The following is a 19,781-nucleotide window of genomic DNA, read 5'->3' on the forward strand; positions in this document are numbered from 1 at the left end:
GCTCGGCTCTACAGGTAGGTCAGGCGATGCGCGCCTCGCGGCGGCGATGCACCCAGTAGTACAACGTGGGCAGTACCAGCAGGGTCAGCAGCATCGCCGACAGCAGGCCGCCGATCACCACCACCGCCAGCGGCTTCTGGGTCTCGGCACCGATCGCATGCGAGGTGGCCATCGGCAGCAGGCCGAACATCGCCAGCAGTGCGGTCATCAGCACCGTGCGCAGGCGCTGCAGCGAGCCCTGTACCACCGACTGCAGCAGGTCCATGCCCTGCTCGCGCAGCTGCGCGAAGCGACTGAGCATCACCACCCCGTTCAGCACCGCCTGCCCGAACAATGCAATGAAGCCGATCGCCGCCGACACCGACAGTGGAATCCCAGTCAACCACAGGGCGAGGATGCCGCCGATCATCGCCAGTGGCACGTTGGCCAGGATCAGTGCGGCGCTGCTGACGTCCTTGAAGGCATCGAACAGCAGTACGAAGATGATCAGCACCGACAGCGGGATCACCCATCCCAGACGCTTCATCGCACGTTGCTGGTTCTCGAACTCGCCGGACCACTCCAGCCGGTAGCCTTCCGGCAGCTGCACGCTGGCCTCCACGCGCTTGCGCATGTCGGCCACCACACTGCCCATGTCACGCCCGGCGATGAAGATGCTCACCGCCTTTACCCGCTGTGCGTTCTCGCGCGAGATGTTGATCGCGCCGCTGGCCATGCGGAAGTCGGCCACGTCGGCCAGCGTCACGGTGTGGCCATCGCCGATGCCCACCGGCACCGTGCGCAGCCGCTGCAGGTCGCGGTCGGCGTCGTCCAGGCGCAGCGTGATCGGGAACCTGCGGTCGCCCTCCCACAGTTCACCGACCTGGCGCCCGCCCAGTGCGGTCTCGATCACTTCGTCGACGTCGCGTACGTTCAGGCCATAGCGCGCGGCGCGGTCGCGGTCGATCTCGATCTGCAGCTGCGGCAATGACCCGTCGCGGTCGATGAAGGCGCTCTCCACGCCCTCCACGCCACGCACCTGACCCAGGATCGCCTGCGCCTGCTGATTCAGCACGTCCAGGTCCGAGCCGCTGACCTTGATCACCACCTGGCCCTTGATCTGCGAGATGCTCTCCAGGATATTGTCGCGCACCGGCTGCGAGATCGAGAACTCAGGCCCCGGGATGCGCTGCTCCAGCGTGCGCTGCAGGTCGCTCACCAGTTGCCGCTTGTCCACGCCCTTCGGCCACTCCTTCTCCGGCCTCAACGCCACCAGCGCCTCGATCTGGTTGGCGCCCTTGGCGTCGGAGCCGTCTTCCGGGCGGCCAAGCTTGGCCACCACCGTCGACACCTGCGGGAAGGTGCCGACCAGCTCACGGATGCGCCGCGACTGCTGCTGCGCTTCGACCAGGCTGGTGCTCGGGTCGAGCGTGGCGGTCAGCCAGATCGAGCCTTCGTCCAGCTCGGGCAGGAACTCCGAACCCAACCGGGTGCCTAGTGCGAGCGTGCCGACCAGCAGCGCAACCGCGGTCAGTACCACCGCACGCGGGCGGGCCAATGCACGCTCCAGGATCGGCCGATACCAGCCGGTCAGGCGGTCCATCAGCGGATTGCCGTCACGCATGCGGTCGCGCCGCAGCCACCAGTAGCAGAACAGCGGCACCACGGTCAGCGCCAGGATCAACGCACCGATCAGGGCCGAGGTCACCGAGTACGCCATCGGTGCGAACATGCGGCCTTCCTGGCGCTGCAGGGTGAAGATCGGGATGTGCGCGGCGATGATGATCAGCATCGAGAAGAACGTCGGCCGCCCCACTTCCGATGCGGCCGAGAGAATGGTCGAGAACCGTGTCTTCCGGTCGGCCGCAGGTGGCAGCTTCGACAGTCGCGAGACGATGTGTTCGGTGACGATCACCGCGCCATCGATGATGATGCCGAAGTCCATCGCACCCAGCGACAGCAGGTTGGCCGGCACGCCCCACAGATGCAGGCCGAGGAAGGTCGACAGCAGCGCCAGCGGCATCATCGCCGCCACGATCAGTGCGGCGCGGGCGTTGTACAGGAACAGCCACAGCACCAGGAACACCAGCACCGCGCCTTCCAGCAGGTTGCGGAAGACGGTTTTCAGCGTGGTCGAGACCAGCCACGAGCGGTCGTAGAACGGCTCGATGCTGACCCCGGCCGGCAACTGGTTGGCCTCGATCTCGGCGATGCGCGCATGCAGGGCGTCGAGCACGTCGGACGGGTTCTCGCCCTTGCGCATCAGCACCATGCCGAACACTGCATCGTCGTTGTCGTCCTGGCCGACCAGGCCCTGGCGCGGCAGGCCGGTGTCGGCGATGCCGGCCAGGTCGCGCACCAGGATAGGCGTGCCCCCGCGCTGCGCCACCACCACGTTGCCAATGTCCGCCGGCGAACGCATCAGGCCCACGCCACGGATCAGGAACTGCTGCTGCCCACGCTCCACGTAGCCGCCGCCCGCATTCGAGCTGCCCTTCTCCAGCGCCTCGGCGAACTCACCGAGGCTGATGCCACGGTCACGCAGCTTGTCCAGGTCCGGCTTGACCTGGAAGGTGCGCGCGAAGCCACCGAAGCTGATCACATCGGCCACGCCCGGCACGGTGCGCAGGCTGCGTTCCATTGTCCATTCCTGCACGGTGCGCAGCTGGGTCGGCGTCATGTGCGGGCCTTTCAGCACATAACGGTAGATCTCACCTACCGCCGAGCTCATCGCCTCCAGTTCCGGCGTTACCCCTTCCGGCAGTTCCACGCCCTGCAGGCGTTCCAGCACCTGCTGGCGCGCGAAGTAGTCATCGGCCTTGTCGTCGAAGGTCAGGATGATCATCGACAGGCCGAACTGCGTATGCGAGAACACCCGCACCGAATGCGGGATGCCGGACAGCGCCACTTCCAGTGGCATCGTCACCTCGCGCTCGACCTCTTCGGCGGCACGGCCCGGGTGCAGCGACACCACGGTCACCTGGGTGTCGGATACATCCGGGAAGGCTTCCACCGGCAGTACACGGAACGCGGCAATGCCAGCGCCCATGAACAGCAGCAGTGCCAGCATCACCATCAATGGCTGGCGCAGGCAGTAGGCAATCAGGCGATCGATCATGGAGCGGCGTGCCCCGTGCCGGTGCTGGCGGCGGCCGGTGCGCTGTCCGCCAGCTGCTGCAGCAGCAGGCCGCCTTCTACCACCACCCTGGCGCCTGCGGCCAGGCCCTCACGCACCCACAGCCGGCCATCGCCCAGCTCCTCGGCATGCACCGCGTGACGCACGAAGCGGCCCTTGCCCTCCTCCACGAACACCACCTGCTTGCCGTCGATCAACAACACGGCCGCATCGGGCAGCGAGACACCGCCCTCGGCCGGCAACGCCACCTGGGCGCGCACGTATTGCCCCGCCTTGAAACCGCGTGCGCGGTTGTCCAGCTCGGCGCGCGCCTGCACCACGCGGCGTTCGCTGTCGACGAAGTCATCCACGTGCTGCAGGGTCGCCCGCAGCGGCTGTCCATCGGCCCCGGGCACGCTCACCTGCATGCCCGCCTTCAAGCGTCCGGCCAGGCTCTCGGGAACATCCAGCAGCAGCCACAAGCGGTCAGGATCGCCAATCACCGCCAACGGTTGTTCGCTGTCGGGGCTGACCGCCACGCCCGGGCTCATCCGCCGCTCCACCAGCACGCCATCGATCGGCGCGCGCAACGGCAGGCGCTGGTCGACGTGCTGGCCATTGCCATAGGCCTTGGCGAAGGCGGTCGCACGCGCGTGATCGGCCTGGCTGCCGGCGAAATTGGCCTCGGCCTCGTCCAGTTCGCGGCCCGACGCCACACCTGCCGCATGCAACTCGCGGGTGCGCTCCAGCTCCTTGCGCGCCTGCTGCAGCTGGGCACGGCCGCGCACGCCCTCCGCCTGGGCCTGGCCGAATTCGGGCGAAGTGATCCAGGCGATCACCTGGCCCGCCTTCACTTTCTGCCCCGGCTGTGCCTCGATGCGCGCCACCTGCCCCGCCAACGGCGTACGCAGCGCGCTGGAGCGCGTCTCGTCCCAGACCACCCGGCCCGGCAGCTGCAGGCTGGCGCTGGCGCCGGCGGTGACCGCCTCGCTGCGTAGCACGTCCAGCTGGCGGCTACCGGCAGGAAACTGGATCTGGCCAGCACTGACCTTCGGCGCGTCCTCGGTATACGACGCCGGTTCGCGGCCGCAGCCGCCCAGCAGGGCCAGCGCCAGCAAGGCCGGCAGCACGGCCTGTCGCGCCTGCGGTCGATAAGCGACGGTGGACTTCATCGGGACTCTCCTTCAGCAACGGATGTGGCCGCTTCCCAGCGCGCCAGGGCAATGGCATGGTCGGCACGCGCTTCAATCAACGCGGCCTCGAACTCGCGCCAGCTGCGGCGCGCATCCAGCAGATCAGTCAGGCTGGCGGCGCCGCGGCGGTAGGCCAGCTCGATGCCCTGCACCGCCCTGCGTGCGGCGCCGGACTGCAGTCCTTCGTAGTCGCTCCGGCGCTGCGCGGCGGACTGCGCGCTGGCCTGCAACTGGTCCAGTTCGGCACGCGCTTCGCGCTGCAGCACCTGCAGCTCCAGCGCGGCACTGTCACGGTCGGCCTCGGCACGCTGGATCGCGCCGCGTGCACGGGACGGGCCGCCGAGCGGTATGGTCAATGACACACCCCAGGTGACGCCGCTGATGTCAGCCGGCTCGCGCTCGGCCTCCACGCCCAACTGGATGTCGCGGTGGCGCTCACTGCGCGCCAGTGCCACACCGGCGTCGGCCGCGGCCAGGCGCGAACGTGCCGCGCGCAGATCGGCACGCTGCTGCGGATCGAACGCACGCACGCTGGCCACGCTGCTGGCCTCCGGCCAAGGATCATCGGCGCTGAGGTCATGGCTGTCGTCGCGGCCGAGCAGCAGCCCCAACGCATGCCGCGCATCGCGCAGATCAAGCGACGCCTCGCGCGCCGCGTCGGCCACCGCCAGGTCGTCCACTGCCAGCCGCGCGCGGTCGACCGGCGCCATCGCCCCGGTGGCAACCTGCTTGTCCGCCGCTGCCATCTGTTCGGCCGAACTCTGGCGGTTGGCATCGGCAATCTGCGCCAGCTCCTGGGCGCCCTTCAGAGCGAAATAGGTTTCATGCAGAGCCACCTGCTGGCGGCGCCGCGCATCGAGCATCTCCAGCCCGGCCACTTCCAGCAGCGCATCGGCCTGGCGGATACGCAACGCACGCTTGCCACCGCGCTCCCAGGTCCAGCCCAGGCCCACGGTGCTGTCCACCCGCTTATCCTGCCAGCGTCCGGAGCCGATGCCATGCTTGGGGCTGATCTTGCTGGTGCCGATCGACAACTCGGTGGCCGGGCGCAACGCCGCCGTCTGCACATCGCCCTGCACGCCGCGCAGCTCCAGTGCCGCCGCACGCAGGTCCGGGTTGTGTGCTTCCATGGCGCGCTGCGCTTCCTGCAGGGACAGCGCCGAAGCGGTGGGCGCGCACAGAAGAGTGGCCAGCACGGCCGCAAAACGAGGGGAGAAATTCATGCACGTCACGGTAAGGTGATGCACTTGCGCCAAACTTGCCCCAACCTTGCACGAAGCTTGCAATGCGAATCCTGCTGATCGAAGACGACGCCGCGCTGGCCGATGGACTGATCCGCGCCCTGCAGGGCGCCGGCCATCTGTGCGACCACCTCTCGCGTGGGCTGCACGCGCCGGCGGCACTGGCCAGCGCACCGTATGACGTGATGGTGCTGGACCTTTCATTGCCTGACGTCGATGGCCTGGACCTGCTCTCACGCCTGCGCAACGACGGCGTCACCCTGCCGGTGCTGATCCTGACCGCACGCGATGGTGTGGAGGACCGCATCCTTGGGCTGGACCGGGGTGGCGACGATTACCTGGCCAAGCCGTTCGCACTGGGTGAGCTGGAAGCACGCCTGCGCGCGTTGTCACGCCGGCGCAGCGACGCGCCGGCGCGGAAGCGGCTCGGGCGCCTGTGCTTCGACAGCATCCGCAATGAAGTACAGGTGGATGGACAGCGCATCGAACTGACCGCGCGCGAGCTGGCGCTGGTCGAGGCGCTGATGCAGCATCCCGGCCGCACGGTTACCAAGCAGCGCCTGTTCGATGCGTTGTACAGCTGGGACCACGAGGCCAACCTGTCGGTGATCGAAGTGCATGTCAGCCGCCTGCGCCGCAAACTGGAACAGACCCACGCCGGCGTCGGCATCCGCATGCTGCGTGGGCTTGGATACCGGTTGGAGGCCGTGGGTGACTGAGCGCGTGCACAGCCTGCGTGGCCTGCTGCTGAGACGCCTGTGGCTGCCACTGCTGGTACTGCTGTTGTGCAGCGCAGTGGGTTCATTCGCCTTGGCGCGCTTCTACGCCGGCCAGGTCTACGATCGCTGGCTGCTGGATTCGGCGATGTCGTTGTCCGAGCTGGTGACGGTGCAGGACGGCCGCGCGTCCATCGAGATCACCCCGGCGGTGTCGCGCATGTTCACCTGGGACACCGCCGACGAAGTGCATGGCGAGGTGGTCGACGCCGCGGGTGGGCGCCTGTATGGCGACCTGCCCGAGGCATTGCCACGCCCGTCGATGTCCGCCGGCAGCGACGACCCGGTCTACTATGATGCGCGGCTGCGTGGGCAGGCCGTGCGCATGGTCGAAGTGGTGGTCAGCGCCAGGCCGGGTCATGACATCCGGCTGCGCGTGGCCGAGACACTGCGCAAGCGGCACCGGCTGGAGCGCAAGCTGCTGCTGACCAGCGTTCCGTTCCAGGCTGCGATCCTGGCACTGGCGGCATGGCTGGCCTGGTCCGGTACCGGCGCTGCCGCACGCCATGCCAACCTGGTTGCGCGGAAGCTGGCCAGCCCGCGGCCGGATCCATTGGCGCCGCTGGATCCGGCGCAGGAAGCTCCGCGCGAACTGTGGCCGGCGGTGGAGGCCTACAACGCGCTGCTGCAGCGCCTGGACGCGATGCAGGATGCACAGCGGCGCTTCGTCAGCAATGCCGCGCACCAGCTGCGCACGCCGCTGGCAGCGATGCAGGTGGAGCTTGAGAGTTCATTGCGCCAGCACGATCCGCAGGCCCAGCAACTGGCGCTGTCCGGCACGCTGGCCGGGCTGGCGCGGCTGCAGCACCTGGTCAACCAGCTGCTGATGCTCAGCCGATCGGAAGATCCACATGGCAGTGCACTGCCGCTGCGGCCGCTGGATCTGGCCGCGCTGGCGCGCGGCGTGGTCGAGCGTTACGCCGATCGCGCGTTGGCTGCGGGCGTGGACCTGGGTTACGACGGACCCGACGACGGCGTGCAGGTGCAGGGCGATCCACAGCTGCTGCGCGAGGCACTGGGCAACCTGCTGGACAACGCGCTGCGCTATGGCGCCTCGCGCGGTGTGATCACCCTCGGCGTTCGGCAGGAGGTCGAAGGCACGCAGGTATGGGTGGACGATGACGGCGCCGGCATCGCCGAAGCCGAACGCGCGCGCGTCACGGAACGCTTCTATCGGGCGAGCAGCGACGGCGACGGCTGCGGGCTCGGGCTGGCGATCGTGGCCGAGATCGCGCAGCGGCATGGCGCGACCTTGATGATTGATACCGCCCCGATCGGTGGCGCGCGGGTGGGGTTGAGGTTCCGTTCCCGCTGACGTCCTGCGTGCCAACCAAGGTTGGCACCTACCAGAGGCACCCCGGCCGGAAGATTCCGGTAGTCGCCCACCTTGGTGGGCGCCGCTGACCTCCCACGTGCCAACCAAGGTTGGCACCTACCAAAGGCGCATCAATGCAGTCCGCCGGGCATGGCCCGGCGCTACCGTTATGGCGTCGTCATCGAGTACGGCGCCTGCGCGCCCTGCCCCGGCCAATCCTTGTTCGGCTCGGCCTGCATGGTGAAACGCAGCTCGCCACCTGCCAGGATCTCGTCATGGCGCAGGAAGGTGCGCTGCAGCGGCTTGCCGTTGAGGCTCACGTTGCCGACGTAGGTGTGCCTGTCATCCAGCCCATCGGCCACGATGGTGAACGCCTTGCCGTTCGGCAGGCGCATCGCGGTCTTCGGCAGGAACGGGCGGCCGAGGATGTACTCGCCCGAGCCCGGGGCCACCGGATAGAAGCCCAGGGCGGTGAACACGTACCACGCCGACATCTGGCCGACATCATCGTTGCCGGCCAGGCCATCGGGGCGATCGGCGTACTGGGTGTCCATGATCTGCTTCAGGCGCGCCTGGGTGCGCCACGGCTGGCCAGCGTACGAATACAGGTAGGCCACATGGTGACTGGGCTCGTTGCCATGCGCATACCAGCCGATCAGGCCGGTGATGTCTTCCATGTGCTCGAAGATGGACGGATCCACCTTGGCGTTGAACACCTCGTCCAGGCGCGCGAGCAGCTTGTCGCTGCCACCATGCGCTGCCGCCAGGCCGGCGACGTCCTGCGGCACGTACCACGAATACTGCCAGGCGTTGCCTTCGGTGTAGTCGGTGCCATAGCCGCTGGCGCTGGGGTCGAACGGAGTGCGGAAGCTGCCATCGCGCTTGCGCGCACGCATGAAGCCGGTGTCCTTGTCGAAGGCATTGCGCCAGTTGCCGGCGCGCTTGTCGAAGGTCGCCGCCACATCGGTCTTGCCCATCGCCTGCGCCATGCGCCCGATGGTCCAGTCATCGAAGGCGTACTCCAGCGTCTTGCTGGCCGCCTCGCCTTCCTCGTCGATCGGCACATAGCCCAGCTCGCGGTATTGCGCGATGCCGTCATAAGGGCCGTAGTTGGCAGTCTCGATCATCGCCTTCAGTGCCTTGTCGGCGTCGAAGCCACGAATGCCCTTCACGTAGGCATCGGCAATCACCGGCACCGCGTGGTACCCGATCATGCACCAGTCTTCCAGGCCATGGAACGACCACACCGGCAGCATGCCGTAGGGGCTGTGCTCGTGGTGGGCCAGCATCGAATTGACGAAGTCGCTGTTGCGTTTCTCCGGCTGCACCAGCGTCAGCAACGGGTGCAGCGCGCGATAGGTATCCCACAACGAGAAGGTGGAGTAGTTGGTATAGCCCTTGGCCTGGTGCACGGCATTGTCCGAGCCGCGGTACTGGCCATCTGCATCCATGAACAGTGTCGGCCCCAGCAGGGTGTGGTACAGCGCGGTGTAGGCGCTGCGGCGGGCATGCTCGGGGGCGTCGATATCGAGCACCGACAGCGCCTGCGTCCACTCCTGCTTGGCCTGCGCGCGCACGCGGTCGAAATCGAAATCGGCCACTTCCGCGTCAAGGTTGGCGATGGCGCCGGCTTCGCTGACCGGAGAAATGGCCACCTTGACCACCAGCGGCGCGTCCAGCTTGCCGAAGTTGAAGGTGCCGACCAACTGACGCCCCTCGATCTGTGCTCGCTGCGCCGGATCTTTCTCGCCCGGCGGCGGGAAGCCCTTGTAGGCGATGTCCTTCTCGGAGTTGTGCAGCTCATGTCCGGAAAGCGGCCGCGAGAAGCGCATCGCGAAGTACAGCTGGCGGCCCGCCGCCCAGCCGCGGGTTTCGCGGAAGCCGGTCACCGTGCCATCGGCGCGCACCCGCACCCGCGACCACAGCACCTTGCCCGGGTAGTCGTACATGCTGGTGCGCATGTCCAGCAGCACCTTGGCATCGGCGCCCTTGGGGAAGGCATAGCGGTGCACGCCCACGCGCGTACTGGTGGTCAGCTCCGCGCGAACCTTGTAGTCATCCTGGGTGACCGCGTAGTAGCCCGGCTCGGCCTTCTCGTCGTCGTGGCGAAAGCGCGAGGCGTAACCACTGCGCGGCTTTTCCGGATCGCCACGTTCCAGCCCCGGATTGCCGGTGAACGGCATCAGCAGGATGTCGCCCAGATCCGAATGGCCGGTGCCGGAAAAATGGGTGTGCGAGAAGCCGACGATGCTGCTGTCGTCGTAGCGATAGCCGGCCGCCCAGCCGTAGGCCTTCTCGCGCGGCTGGATGCGCGTATCCGGGCTGAGCTGGACCATGCCGAACGGCACCGTGGCACCGGGATAGGTGTGGCCTTCGCCACCGGTACCGATGAATGGGTCGACCGAGGCATAGGCCTTGTCGGCGGCCGTTCTGGCAGGATCGGCCGACGCCAGGCCGGAAGCGAGCATCGCCGTGGCGGCGACAACGATCAGGAGACGACGGTCCAGCGTGGGCATCGGCATTTGGATCGATTCAGATGGTTGCCGGATGCTAGCACCGGGTGTGCTGCGCCGCATGCTGCAGTGCGGGCGTCCGTCCATCGGCCGTCTCAACGCTACATAGGCATCAATCCGGCAGCACGCCCTGCAACGTTGCCAGATCTGTGCTGTCGACCGGGCGCACCACCCGCGCCACTTCCAGGCCATCGCGCAACAGCACCACCGTCGGCCACAGCTTCACCTTGAACGCGCGGCCCAATGGCTTGCCCTTGCCATCTTCGATCTTCCGGTGCGGAAGATCGTTCGCCTCGACGAAGGCTCGCAGCGCCGGCTGCGCGGCCTGGCAATGACCACACCAGGGCGCACCGAACTCCAGCACCTGCCAGCCAGCCTGCGCCGCCACCTCCACAGAGGTGGGCTCGTTCGCAAGGTGATCACGCATGAACGGCATGAGCGCTACGCCGCCAGTGCCTTCTGGATGTCTTCCAACGGCGCGTTGGTCAGATCCTTGGCAATATCCCCGAGCAATCGCGCCTGGACCTCTTTATGCAGCAGCGGACGAATGCGACCCAGCGTGGTCGGGTCGGCGATCAACACCAGGTGCGCATAGCGGTTCTTCAAGGCATCTTCGTTGAGCTGTTCGGCCACCTGCTTGGCAAACGTCGCCTCGTTGAGCTGCGAGACCGACATGTCCTTCGGCACGGCACCCGCAGGCCCCTGCCCGGATACGCCCTGCTCGCTGATGTCCTGCAGGCGCAGTTCGCCTTCCTGCTTCAAGGTCAACTGGTGGTTGCTGCCCACGTTGGTGAACACCCGTGCCGAACCACCGTCGGCAACCACGATCAGGGTTCCTTCGGGAATCGTCCGCGCCATTGCATCCTCCATCAATCCGAAAAGTGGGTGTGCGCTCCACCTTATGCACGCCGATGTCACCAGAGCGCGTACAGGATGTGATCCCGTCATCGCAATCTGCAATCAGCGCTAAATTTGTCCGGCTGCCTGCCGCTATGGCCTCCATCATCGCGAGGAACCTCTGTGTACGCTGGCTCACTGTTCCACGTCTGCTTTGCCACCAGCCTGGCCATTGCCGGCTGTGCCGGTTGCATCCACCAGTTCCTGCAGGGCCAACCGTTCTTCGCCCTGGCCATCATGCTCTCGGTGCTCACCATGATCGGCGCCGCACTGGTCACGCGAAAACTGGCACTGCCGGGCGCCCTGGCGATGGCCTGCACGGTGTTCGGCTTGGTGGCGAAGTCGGCCTGAGCCTTCTGAACAGGCGAGGTGGAACACAGCGTGCAGATCAGCCTGCTTCGCTGCATGCTCACGCCGATGCCGTTATGATGAACAGATGATCGACACGACCCACTACGTGACGGGCGCACCTGTTACGTGGGAAGCACTGCCGACCGGCGCTTCGCTTGCCACGAATGCTCCCGCCCTGCATTTCCATCGCCTCGCGCTGGATCCCGGCGGATGACGCCCGCAGGCGCTCTGCCTGCACCCCCTACGCTGATGTGATACCTGGCCGCTGACTGCGCGGCCGCTGTGATCCCGTTTTCGCGTCTCCGCCCCTGCGGCGGTGCTTTGCCGTGCGCGTGGCGTTGCGCCTGCACACATTCCCCGGCCCCCACGCCGCCTTCCGATGCCCCTGCGCCACTTGCGCCTGCATCGCCGTTTCCGATTTCCGGGACACACCACAGCACCCATTCCCCTATTCCATACCTACAAGGGAGCCCCTATGCAGGACACGCCCGATTCCCATGCCCACTTCGGCTGGTTCAAACGCCGCCGCCACCTGAAGGTCGATGAGATCACCGTCGTCGACAAGCCCATGCTCAAGCGCGCCGTGGGCGCCGCCGCACTTGGCAATGCCATGGAGTGGTTCGACTTCGGTGTCTACGGCTATCTGGCCGTCACCATCGGCCAGGTGTTCTTCCCGTCCAGCAACCCCACGGCACAGGTGATCGCCGCCTTCGCCACCTTCACCGTGGCATTCCTGGTGCGTCCACTCGGCGGCCTGGTGTTCGGCCCGCTCGGCGACCGTTATGGGCGCCAGAAAGTGCTGGCGTTCACCATGATCCTGATGGCGCTGGGCACGTTCTCGATCGGCTTGATTCCCTCCTACGAGCGCATCGGCATCTGGGCACCGGTGCTGTTGCTGCTGGCACGTGTGGTGCAGGGATTCTCCACCGGCGGCGAGTACGGCGGTGCGGCCACCTTCATCGCCGAGTATTCCACCGACCGCAACCGCGGCCTGATGGGCAGCTGGCTGGAGTTCGGCACGCTGGGCGGCTACATCGCCGGCGCCGGAACCGTGACCGCGCTGCACATGCTGTTGAGCAGCGGACAGATGCTGGACTGGGGCTGGCGCATTCCATTCCTGGTGGCCGGCCCGCTGGGCCTGCTCGGCCTGTACATGCGCATGAAACTGGAGGAAACGCCGGCCTTCCGCACCTTCGCCGAGGAAGCCGAGAAGCGCGAGCACGACCGGCCCGGGCTCGCCGCGCTGTTCCAGGTACATGGCCGCCAGTTGCTGGTCTGCATGGGCCTGGTGCTGGTGTTCAACGTGACCGACTACATGCTGCTGACCTACATGCCCAGCTACCTCAGCGTCACCATGGGCTATGCCGAGAGCAAGGGCCTGCTGCTGATCATCATCGTGATGCTGGTGATGATGCCGCTGAACATCGTCGGCGGATTGTTCAGTGACAAGCTTGGCCGCCGCCCGATGATCATCGGTGCCTGCATCGCGCTGCTGGTGCTGGCCGTACCCTGCCTGCTGCTGATCGGCAGCGGCAACGACTGGCTGATCTTCCTCGGCCTGATGCTGCTGGGCCTGGCACTGGTGTGCTTCACCAGCTCGATGCCGTCCACGCTGCCGGCGCTGTTCTATACCCCGGTGCGCTACAGCGCACTGTCGATCGCCTTCAATGTGTCGGTGTCGCTGTTCGGTGGCACCACGCCACTGGTGACCGCATGGCTGGTGGAACGTACCGGCGACCCGCTGGTGCCGGCCTATTACCTGATGGGCGCGGCGGTGATCGGCCTGATCACGATGCTGTTCGTGAAGGAAACCGCCGGCCTGCCGCTGCGCGGTTCACCGCCGGCGGTCGGCAGCGACAAGGAAGCCGCCGCACTGCTGAAGAGCGATGTGCCGGTGACGGTGGACCCGAGCCTGCCGCCACTGCCGGAGACTGCGGAGCCTGAGCAGGTAAAGCCGGCCTGAGGCTCGGCGAAGCCGGCGTTGTTGTACGGCCAAGCCCGCGCGCGGCTGCCTTTCGAGGGATCAGCCGAGCGTGGGCTCGGCTCTACAACGTACGCGCCCTCAATCGCGCGCAGCGTTCAACTCCATCGCACGCATCACGATGGGTTTGGCCCAGTCCGGCGTGTGCAGCAGCTCGGCCACCGAGACCGGGTACTGCAGCTGGCCGTGCGCCATCGCCAGCACCGGCAGCGGCTCGACGCAGCCGTCGGCGTCGGCGGGAGCGCTGTTGTCGTAGACATGCAGCTCGGCCAGGTGTGGCAGCAGTTCCAGCAGGTTCTCGCGTGCCGAATCGAAGCGGGCGTGGATCTTCTCCACCGGAATGTCATGGCCGCCGGCGGCCACCCGCGCTGCAACACGGGCAATGTGCAGGTCCACCGTGGCCAGGCCACAGAACCAGATCGCGACGTGATGGTGCTCGCAGGCCTCGCGCAGCAGGCGCGGAATGGTGTTGCCGCCCAGCGTGGTCTCGAAGGCGAAGTCCGTGCCATCGGCCATGGCCTGGCGCAGGCGGCGGGTGCCTTCCTGCCAAGCCTCGGCATTGGCGTCGGGCAGCGGCCAGCCCGCCTCTACCAGGCGGCGGGTGAACGAATCGGGGTTGAACCAGCCCAGCCCTTCGGCTTCCAGCCAGGTTCCCAGCAGCGAACTCTTGCCGGCGCCGTTGACGCCGGCCAGCACCAGGATCCGCCCCATCGGTCAGAGCGGACGGCCGAGGGTGACCTTGCGGCCGCGGCGGATCGGCTGGCCCAGCACCTTGCCCAGCCCCTCACCGCGCTGCAGGCCAGCCAGAGTCTGGTCGAATTCGCCGCGCAGGCGCAGCAGTTCTTCACTGCGCTCACCGGCATCGCTGCCGGCGGCCTTGGCCAGCAGCTCCTGGTAGGTGCGGATGTCCACGATCACCGCTTCGGGGTGGTTGTGGTTGGTGATGACCAGCGCCTGCTTCTCGCGCACGGTACGCATCAGGCTCGGCCAGCCCCGGGTCTTCACCGACGAGGCTGGGGCCTTCTCGAGGCCAGGCAGATCCAGCGGCAGGGTCATGGCACGGCTCCGGGCAGGGTGGATAATGGCCACTATACCCAATTTGGCCCAATTGGGGATAAATGGACCTTTACCTGCCGGAACCGTCCGCCGCTGCGCCCGGCGCATCGGTCTGCAGCAGACTGTCACGCTCGCGCAGCGGGAAGCGGATCCAGGCATCCAGGCCTTGTGGGCCAAAGCGCAGCTCGCCGCTGCCGGCGAGCTCGTACGGCACGCGCTGCTCGATCAGCGCCCGGCCAAGGCCACGCTGCCGGGGCAGCTCCCAGTCTTCCACGGTGGCATGGCGTTCACACCAGTGCAGCCCCAGCCACGGCTGCCCGTCCTGCACCTGCAGGTGCCAGGACACGTCGATCCGGCCGTCCTCATGGGTCAGCGCACCATGCCGCAGGGCGTTGGTCGCCAATTCGTGGATCGCCAAGGACAGCACTTCGGCCGCCTTCGGCGGCAGCAGCACGTCCTCGCCCTGCAGGCGGTAGGCGGCCGCTGCTGGCGTCTGCGCCGCGATCTCCTCATCGATCATGCCACGCAGGCAGACCCCGGCATTGGCGCCACGGGTCAGCAGGCTCTGCGTGCGTGCCAGCGACATCAGTCGCCCGCACAACCGTTCGGCGTATTCATCCACACTGCTGACCGACTCGCGGGTCCGCCAGGCAATGGCATGGATAGTCGACATGATGTTGCGCACCCGGTGCTGCAGCTCCGCCAGCAACACCGACTGGCGCTCGGCGGCACGCTTGAGATCGTCGATGTCCACGGCGATGGCGAACACCCCGCTGACCTCACCATCGCCATCGCGCAGGGGCGCGGCCGCGACCCGGGTCCAGCGCGCGCGGCCATCGTCGTGCAGGTACTGGAACTCCAGCCCCGGCACCACGGTCTCGCCGCGCATCGCACGGGCGATGGCGAAATCCTCCGGCCCGATGGCGCTACCGTCGGCATGCCAGCCACGCCAGCGATGCAGGTTGGCCTCATCGGTGGAAGGCACCTTGCCGCTGGGCAGGTAGGCACGCATCTGGTCGTTGGACAGCAGCATGCGACCCTGCAGATCGACGATGCACAGGCCGACCGGCAGCATCCTGAAGGCCAGCTCCAGGCGTCGCTCGCTCTCGCGCCGCCGCAGTTCCTCGCGCTCGCGCGCGGCCCGCGCCAGATGCGCGGCGGTGGTCTCGAACATCGTCACCAGCACGCCGTTGATGCGCCCTTCCTCACCACGGATCGGGCTGTAGGTGATGGTGAACCAGATGTCCTCCAGACGCCCCCGGCGGACCAGCGGATACAGCTTGTCCTCGAAGGTGAGCGTCTCGCCCTGCCAAACCCGGGTATAGAGCGGCCCGTTGATGTGCCAGACCTCGGGCCAGCACTCGCGGGTCGGCTGGCCGAGTCCACCGGGATGCTTGTCGGCCAGGATCTCGGCATAGCCATCGTTGTAGAGCTGCACCAGCTGCTCGCCCCACAGCACGATCATCGGGAAGCCATGGGCCAGCATCAGGTCCACGGTAGCGCGCAGGTGGGGCGGCCACTGCGCGCAGGCACCCAAGGGCGTGGATGACCAGTCATGGCGGGCGATACGCGCGGCCATGCCATCGTGGCGCGCATGCAGGCGCGGCGCAGGTGGCATCCCGCCACGCAGCGTGGCGGCGTGGATGCCTTCAGGACGGCGCGACATGCCGCGCAATCAGGCGATGCCCGCAGAGACCTGCGGCGCCGCCACCAGCCCGGCCAGCTGCTGCACCAGGGTTTCGATGTGATAAGGCTTGGTACAGCGCGGCGCGCTGGCGAAGCGGCTGGGCAGGTTGTCGTCGTAACCGGAGGTCAGCAGGAAGGGGGTACCCGCCTCGGCCAGCCGATCGGCCAGCGGATAGACCTGCTCACCGCCCAGGTTGATGTCCAGCAACGCCACATCGATGGGATGGGTATCGACCAGCTGCCCCAACGCCTGCAGGTCACCGGCAGGCCCCACCACCTGTGCGCCTTTCAGCTCCAGATAGTCGACCAGGAACATCGCGATGGCGAATTCATCCTCCGCCACCAGTACACGCAGCCCTTTCAGGCCCTCTGGTTTGTTGCCCGCTTCCAGCACGACCGGCGCTCCTCGATACACGCGGCCCACCTCTGCCGCAACGCCCGCAGGATGCGCGAACCGGGCTACAAGAGCGCGTGATGATGGATGAAGGTCGCGGCCACGGCGCGTTCACCGCGGCATTGCAACGCCGCGTTCAGAAGGCCCGTTCCCACTTCAGGCTGAGCAGGCTGCGGTCGTGGCTGTACAGCCAGCCGACGTTGCTGTCGATGCGCGCGTAGCGCAGGCTCAGGCTGGGTACCAGCCCGGCCACGGCCAGGCGCTCGCTGCGCACGATGGCGATCAGGTTCTGTTCGTCGTCCTGCCTGCGCGCCTCCAGCAACGGACTCCAGGTGTCGTAGTCGCGCTGGCGCAGCGACACGAATACGGTGGCCGTGGTGCCACTCCACTGCCGCGCCGCGCCCAGCCGCAGGCCGCGCTGGCGGTAGCCGTTGGCCGGGTCGGCTGCGCTGCTGTCGGTAACATCCAGCCCGGCGAAGACCGTCCAGCGTGGATTGAGCGCGCGGAACCAGGTGGCGTACAGCGATGCCAGCTCGCCGTCGTAGTTGCTGGCAAGGCCCTGCTGGCGGTAGCGCTGGCGCTTCCAGTCAGCCTCCAGCTTGAGCAGGCTGCGTGCATCCAGGGCGTACTGCCATTCCGCGTGCACGCCGCTGCCGCCCTGCAGCGCATGGTTGCCCAGGGCCTGGTAGTCATAGCTGGGGGCGAGCATCACGGTCTGCCGTGCACTACGCCAGCTGTAACCCGCCTGCACGTTGGCATTGAGCTCGTTGTACGCACTGTGCCCGCGCCATGCCTGGCCGAAGGCGAGACCGCGCACATACAGCCCATGATGCCCGCCGAGCACCCAGCGCCGTTCCAGGCTGGCGTCGTAGTCGAGGCCCGCCGCGCGCTGGGCGTCCGGCAGTTTCCGTTCGATGATGCAGGCGTCGCCCACGCCGAACAGGCAGGTGCGACTGGCCGAACTGCGGTTGATGTTGTCACTCCATGCCGGGCCGGCGGACAGCGCGCCTTTCCAGCGCTGGCGCGCCTGCAGGGCACCCAGGTAACCGTCCACGCGCGCGCGGACGCCGGCCGTGGCCGGATCATCGGCATTGATGCCTGCAGCGATGGCCGTGAACAGCGCGGCCGCATCGCGATCGCGCTGGTCTTCCGCATAGACACGTGCCAGCTCGAGGCGGGCCGGCAGGAAATCCGGCTGCGCCGCCAGCAGCGCTTCGTACTCCTTCGCCGCGCGACGATGGTCGCCTGCCACCCGCGCCAGCGCCCCCTGCGCATAGTGGCGCAGCAGGGGATCATGCCCCGGCAGTTCGATGTACTCCTCGAGGAACGCAGCGGCAGCCTGCCATTGCTGATGCTGCAGTGACAGGTAGAGGGCCTGGCCAAGATCATCGACGGTGCGCTCCACGCGCAGCGTCTGGCCGTCGATGGTGATGGTCGGCCGCTCCGACTCCGCCTGCTGCAGGCGCTGCTGGTCCTGCTGCTGGTGGCACAGTTCGGTGCCCTGTTCAAGCACACGACGAAGATCGTCCTGCTGGGCGCGCACGTCGGTGGCAGCCAACAGCAGTACGACAAGGAAGATGGAATGGCGCATGGTCGATCCGTGGTGGTGCATGCAACGGGCCGAAGCAGGGACTGGCGGATCGCGGCTTGTCCCTGCCCTGCCCCGTCAGGGGCGTGGCGATCAGTTCTTGCTGCCGCCGAAGGCGGTGTCGTACTGGCTGTTGCCGGTGAAGGTGGCGATACCGGCCAGGGTGGCCGCGTTGGCGCCGAAGAACTGGCCCTGGGTGGTGCCGCTGACCGAGCCGTTGGCGGTGGCGGTGCCGGCGAACGAGGCGTTGGCGCTGTTGATGTTGGCGTTGACGTTGATCGACAGGCCGCCACCGCTCAGGCCACCGAGCAGGGTGCCATTGCCGAAGTTGGCGCGGAAGGTGCCCGACAGCAGGTTGCTGCCATTGAACTTGTTCAGGCCCGCGACGCTGTAGGTGGCCACACCGGCCGGCAGCGTGGTGCCGGCACGGTCACCGACGAAGTAGACCTGGCGGTTGTTGAAGCCACCAGCGGCGCCATCCTTGGACCACTCGCCGAACCACACATCGCCGCTGCCGACCTTGACGAAGTTGAAGTGGCCCATGCCGGAATGGCTGCCCGGGGTACCGGTGATCGGCATAGCCAGAGTGCGTACGGTGACACCATTGACGGTGGTCGGGGCCGAGTAGGCCGCAAGGCCCTGGAAATCGACCGGCTTGGCATTGGACACGGTGCCGACGCCGATACCGGCCTTGCCGGCCGAGTGCGGGCCGCCGTTGACTTCCGACGCACCCACCTTGACGTACAGCTGCGCATCGGTCGCCGGGCTGGCAGCGCCGACGATGTCGGCCGCCTGCGCAGTGCCGGCCAGGGCCAGTGCAGCGGCGACGGCCAACAGGGAACGGTTGATCATTTTCATGGTATTGCTCCTTGGGTTGAGGGAACTACAGGTACAACACAAAAAGGAACGGCGGCGGATCAGTTGCGCTGACCGCCGAAGGACGTATCGAACTGGCTGTTGCCGGCAAAGGTTGCGATGCCGGTCACCGCACTGGCACCGGCGCCGAAGAACTGGCCGCTGCTGGTACCGATGATCGAACCATTGGCGATGGCCGAACCGCTGAACGCACCGGTGGCGCGATCCAGCGTGCCGCTCGCGGCGAGCCTGTATCCGGTCCCGACCAGGCCGGCGGTGACGGTGCCGGTATCTAAATTCGCCCGCAGTGCACCTTCCAGCACGCCGCTGCCATCAAAGCGGTTGATGCCAGCCAAGGTGTAGGTCACGATGCCTGCTGGCAGCGAAGTACCGGCACGGTCACCGACGAAGAACACCTGGCGGTGATTGAAGCCCGCCTGCGCGCCGCTGGATGACCATTCACCGAACCAGACATCTGCATTGCCCATCTGCACGAAGCTGAAGTAGCCCACGCCAGCGGTGGCGAACGGCAGGCCTGCGTCCGGGCCCAGCGTGCGGACCGTGGTTGCGCCGCGCACCACCGTGGTGGCGTAGGGCGCCAGGCTGGCCACGTCCACTCGCGCCGCATTGGCATACGGCCCCAACGAAATGCCTGCGCGACCGGAACGGTGCGGACCGGCATTGAGTGTCGATTCGCCTGCGTTGATGTAATGGACGCCGTCCTGGGCCGGGCTCTGCCCGCCAGCGATGTCGGCAGCCATGACCGGCATGGAAGCCAGCAGGCCGATCGAAAGTACAAGGGTGCGGGGCTGTTTCACGGTTGATTCTCCCTGTCGAATAC

18 protein-coding genes are annotated in these 19,781 nt (G+C 67.2%); 5 read left to right on the forward strand and 13 right to left on the reverse strand.

Features of this window, described 5'->3' with window-relative positions; translation table 11 throughout:
• Positions 1-19: 19 nt before the first annotated feature.
• From ACZK4Z_RS12180 to ACZK4Z_RS12190, 3 genes are read right to left on the reverse strand one after another with little or no spacing between them, the layout of a single operon-like run.
• Positions 20-3,097, reverse strand: a complete 3,078-nt coding sequence (locus ACZK4Z_RS12180) for an efflux RND transporter permease subunit (RefSeq protein ID WP_430371407.1) — start codon at positions 3,095-3,097, stop codon at positions 20-22.
• A complete protein-coding gene (locus tag ACZK4Z_RS12185; RefSeq protein WP_430371405.1) occupies positions 3,094-4,266 on the reverse strand; it encodes an efflux RND transporter periplasmic adaptor subunit in 1,173 nt (390 codons plus the stop codon). Before ACZK4Z_RS12185 ends, ACZK4Z_RS12180 begins: the two co-directional genes overlap by 4 nt.
• Positions 4,263-5,510 (reverse strand): TolC family protein, encoded by a 1,248-nt coding sequence (locus ACZK4Z_RS12190; protein WP_430371403.1) that lies wholly within the window; start codon positions 5,508-5,510, stop codon positions 4,263-4,265. Before ACZK4Z_RS12190 ends, ACZK4Z_RS12185 begins: the two co-directional genes overlap by 4 nt.
• A gap of 62 nt (positions 5,511-5,572) precedes the next feature.
• On the opposite strand from ACZK4Z_RS12190, the gene ACZK4Z_RS12195 reads away from it, so the two are divergent.
• Both ACZK4Z_RS12195 and ACZK4Z_RS12200 read left to right on the forward strand, forming a co-directional pair.
• A complete protein-coding gene (locus tag ACZK4Z_RS12195; protein WP_019337742.1) occupies positions 5,573-6,247 on the forward strand; it encodes a response regulator in 675 nt (224 codons plus the stop codon).
• Positions 6,240-7,619, forward strand: a complete 1,380-nt coding sequence (locus tag ACZK4Z_RS12200; protein WP_430371401.1) for a sensor histidine kinase — start codon at positions 6,240-6,242, stop codon at positions 7,617-7,619. The genes ACZK4Z_RS12195 and ACZK4Z_RS12200 overlap by 8 nt, the downstream gene beginning before the upstream one ends.
• Before the next feature lie 167 nt (positions 7,620-7,786).
• On the opposite strand, the gene ACZK4Z_RS12205 is transcribed toward ACZK4Z_RS12200, so the two are convergent.
• The 3 genes from ACZK4Z_RS12205 to ACZK4Z_RS12215 form a co-directional block, all read right to left on the reverse strand.
• A complete protein-coding gene (locus ACZK4Z_RS12205) occupies positions 7,787-10,141 on the reverse strand; it encodes a GH92 family glycosyl hydrolase (protein WP_478450847.1) in 2,355 nt (784 codons plus the stop codon).
• A gap of 103 nt (positions 10,142-10,244) precedes the next feature.
• On the reverse strand, positions 10,245-10,568 hold the full coding sequence (locus ACZK4Z_RS12210; RefSeq protein ID WP_430371397.1) for a thioredoxin family protein: 324 nt from the start codon (positions 10,566-10,568) through the stop codon (positions 10,245-10,247).
• A 5-nt stretch (positions 10,569-10,573) separates the two neighbouring features.
• Complete coding sequence (locus ACZK4Z_RS12215; protein ID WP_019337746.1) at positions 10,574-10,990, reverse strand: baeRF12 domain-containing protein; 417 nt, start codon at positions 10,988-10,990, stop codon at positions 10,574-10,576.
• Between the two features lie 162 nt (positions 10,991-11,152).
• On the opposite strand from ACZK4Z_RS12215, the gene ACZK4Z_RS12220 reads away from it, so the two are divergent.
• The 3 genes from ACZK4Z_RS12220 (at position 11,153) to proP (ending at position 13,343) form a co-directional block, all read left to right on the forward strand.
• A complete protein-coding gene (locus tag ACZK4Z_RS12220; RefSeq protein WP_019337747.1) occupies positions 11,153-11,380 on the forward strand; it encodes a hypothetical protein in 228 nt (75 codons plus the stop codon).
• An 85-nt stretch (positions 11,381-11,465) separates the two neighbouring features.
• Entirely contained in the window at positions 11,466-11,594 is a 129-nt protein-coding gene (locus ACZK4Z_RS12225) for a hypothetical protein (protein ID WP_256202341.1), read from the forward strand.
• A 261-nt stretch (positions 11,595-11,855) separates the two neighbouring features.
• Positions 11,856-13,343, forward strand: a complete 1,488-nt coding sequence (proP, locus tag ACZK4Z_RS12230) for a glycine betaine/L-proline transporter ProP (RefSeq protein WP_049480999.1) — start codon at positions 11,856-11,858, stop codon at positions 13,341-13,343.
• A 99-nt stretch (positions 13,344-13,442) separates the two neighbouring features.
• Here proP and ACZK4Z_RS12235 read toward each other — a convergent pair whose 3' ends face one another.
• The 7 genes from ACZK4Z_RS12235 to ACZK4Z_RS12265 form a co-directional block, all read right to left on the reverse strand.
• Positions 13,443-14,072: an ATPase gene (locus ACZK4Z_RS12235; RefSeq protein WP_010485380.1), complete on the reverse strand. Its 630-nt coding sequence runs from the start codon at positions 14,070-14,072 to the stop codon at positions 13,443-13,445.
• 3 nt (positions 14,073-14,075) lie between these two features.
• Entirely contained in the window at positions 14,076-14,417 is a 342-nt protein-coding gene (locus ACZK4Z_RS12240) for a type II toxin-antitoxin system prevent-host-death family antitoxin (RefSeq protein WP_010485378.1), read from the reverse strand.
• 70 nt (positions 14,418-14,487) lie between these two features.
• A complete protein-coding gene (locus ACZK4Z_RS12245; protein WP_235651794.1) occupies positions 14,488-16,083 on the reverse strand; it encodes a PAS domain-containing protein in 1,596 nt (531 codons plus the stop codon).
• Between the two features lie 9 nt (positions 16,084-16,092).
• Positions 16,093-16,497 (reverse strand): response regulator, encoded by a 405-nt coding sequence (locus ACZK4Z_RS12250; protein WP_019337750.1) that lies wholly within the window; start codon positions 16,495-16,497, stop codon positions 16,093-16,095.
• A gap of 136 nt (positions 16,498-16,633) precedes the next feature.
• On the reverse strand, positions 16,634-18,088 hold the full coding sequence (locus ACZK4Z_RS12255; RefSeq protein ID WP_430371393.1) for a surface lipoprotein assembly modifier: 1,455 nt from the start codon (positions 18,086-18,088) through the stop codon (positions 16,634-16,636).
• A gap of 90 nt (positions 18,089-18,178) precedes the next feature.
• On the reverse strand, positions 18,179-18,943 hold the full coding sequence (locus tag ACZK4Z_RS12260) for a Slam-dependent surface lipoprotein (RefSeq protein WP_049437519.1): 765 nt from the start codon (positions 18,941-18,943) through the stop codon (positions 18,179-18,181).
• A gap of 59 nt (positions 18,944-19,002) precedes the next feature.
• The gene (locus ACZK4Z_RS12265) at positions 19,003-19,758 is read right to left on the reverse strand and encodes a HupA family protein (RefSeq protein WP_241874000.1); all 756 of its coding nucleotides are present in this window, start codon (positions 19,756-19,758) and stop codon (positions 19,003-19,005) included.
• Positions 19,759-19,781: the final 23 nt, after the last annotated feature.

It is taken from the genome of Stenotrophomonas sp. 71799_Sma, assembly GCF_056482505.1.

What these genes read in the sequence shown, in the direction of transcription:
- ACZK4Z_RS12225 (WP_256202341.1), top strand. Translation starts at nt 11,466, where the DNA reads ATGATCGACACGACCCACTACGTGACGGGCGCACCTGTTACGTGGGAA.
- ACZK4Z_RS12205 (WP_478450847.1), bottom strand. Translation starts at nt 10,141, where the DNA reads ATGCCGATGCCCACGCTGGACCGTCGTCTCCTGATCGTTGTCGCCGCC.
- ACZK4Z_RS12195 (WP_019337742.1), top strand. Translation starts at nt 5,573, where the DNA reads ATGCGAATCCTGCTGATCGAAGACGACGCCGCGCTGGCCGATGGACTG.
- ACZK4Z_RS12240 (WP_010485378.1), bottom strand. Translation starts at nt 14,417, where the DNA reads ATGACCCTGCCGCTGGATCTGCCTGGCCTCGAGAAGGCCCCAGCCTCG.
- proP (WP_049480999.1), top strand. Translation starts at nt 11,856, where the DNA reads ATGCAGGACACGCCCGATTCCCATGCCCACTTCGGCTGGTTCAAACGC.
- ACZK4Z_RS12255 (WP_430371393.1), bottom strand. Translation starts at nt 18,088, where the DNA reads ATGCGCCATTCCATCTTCCTTGTCGTACTGCTGTTGGCTGCCACCGAC.
- ACZK4Z_RS12235 (WP_010485380.1), bottom strand. Translation starts at nt 14,072, where the DNA reads ATGGGGCGGATCCTGGTGCTGGCCGGCGTCAACGGCGCCGGCAAGAGT.
- ACZK4Z_RS12260 (WP_049437519.1), bottom strand. Translation starts at nt 18,943, where the DNA reads ATGAAAATGATCAACCGTTCCCTGTTGGCCGTCGCCGCTGCACTGGCC.
- ACZK4Z_RS12180 (WP_430371407.1), bottom strand. Translation starts at nt 3,097, where the DNA reads ATGATCGATCGCCTGATTGCCTACTGCCTGCGCCAGCCATTGATGGTG.
- ACZK4Z_RS12245 (WP_235651794.1), bottom strand. Translation starts at nt 16,083, where the DNA reads ATGTCGCGCCGTCCTGAAGGCATCCACGCCGCCACGCTGCGTGGCGGG.
- ACZK4Z_RS12190 (WP_430371403.1), bottom strand. Translation starts at nt 5,510, where the DNA reads ATGAATTTCTCCCCTCGTTTTGCGGCCGTGCTGGCCACTCTTCTGTGC.
- ACZK4Z_RS12215 (WP_019337746.1), bottom strand. Translation starts at nt 10,990, where the DNA reads ATGGCGCGGACGATTCCCGAAGGAACCCTGATCGTGGTTGCCGACGGT.
- ACZK4Z_RS12210 (WP_430371397.1), bottom strand. Translation starts at nt 10,568, where the DNA reads ATGCCGTTCATGCGTGATCACCTTGCGAACGAGCCCACCTCTGTGGAG.
- ACZK4Z_RS12185 (WP_430371405.1), bottom strand. Translation starts at nt 4,266, where the DNA reads ATGAAGTCCACCGTCGCTTATCGACCGCAGGCGCGACAGGCCGTGCTG.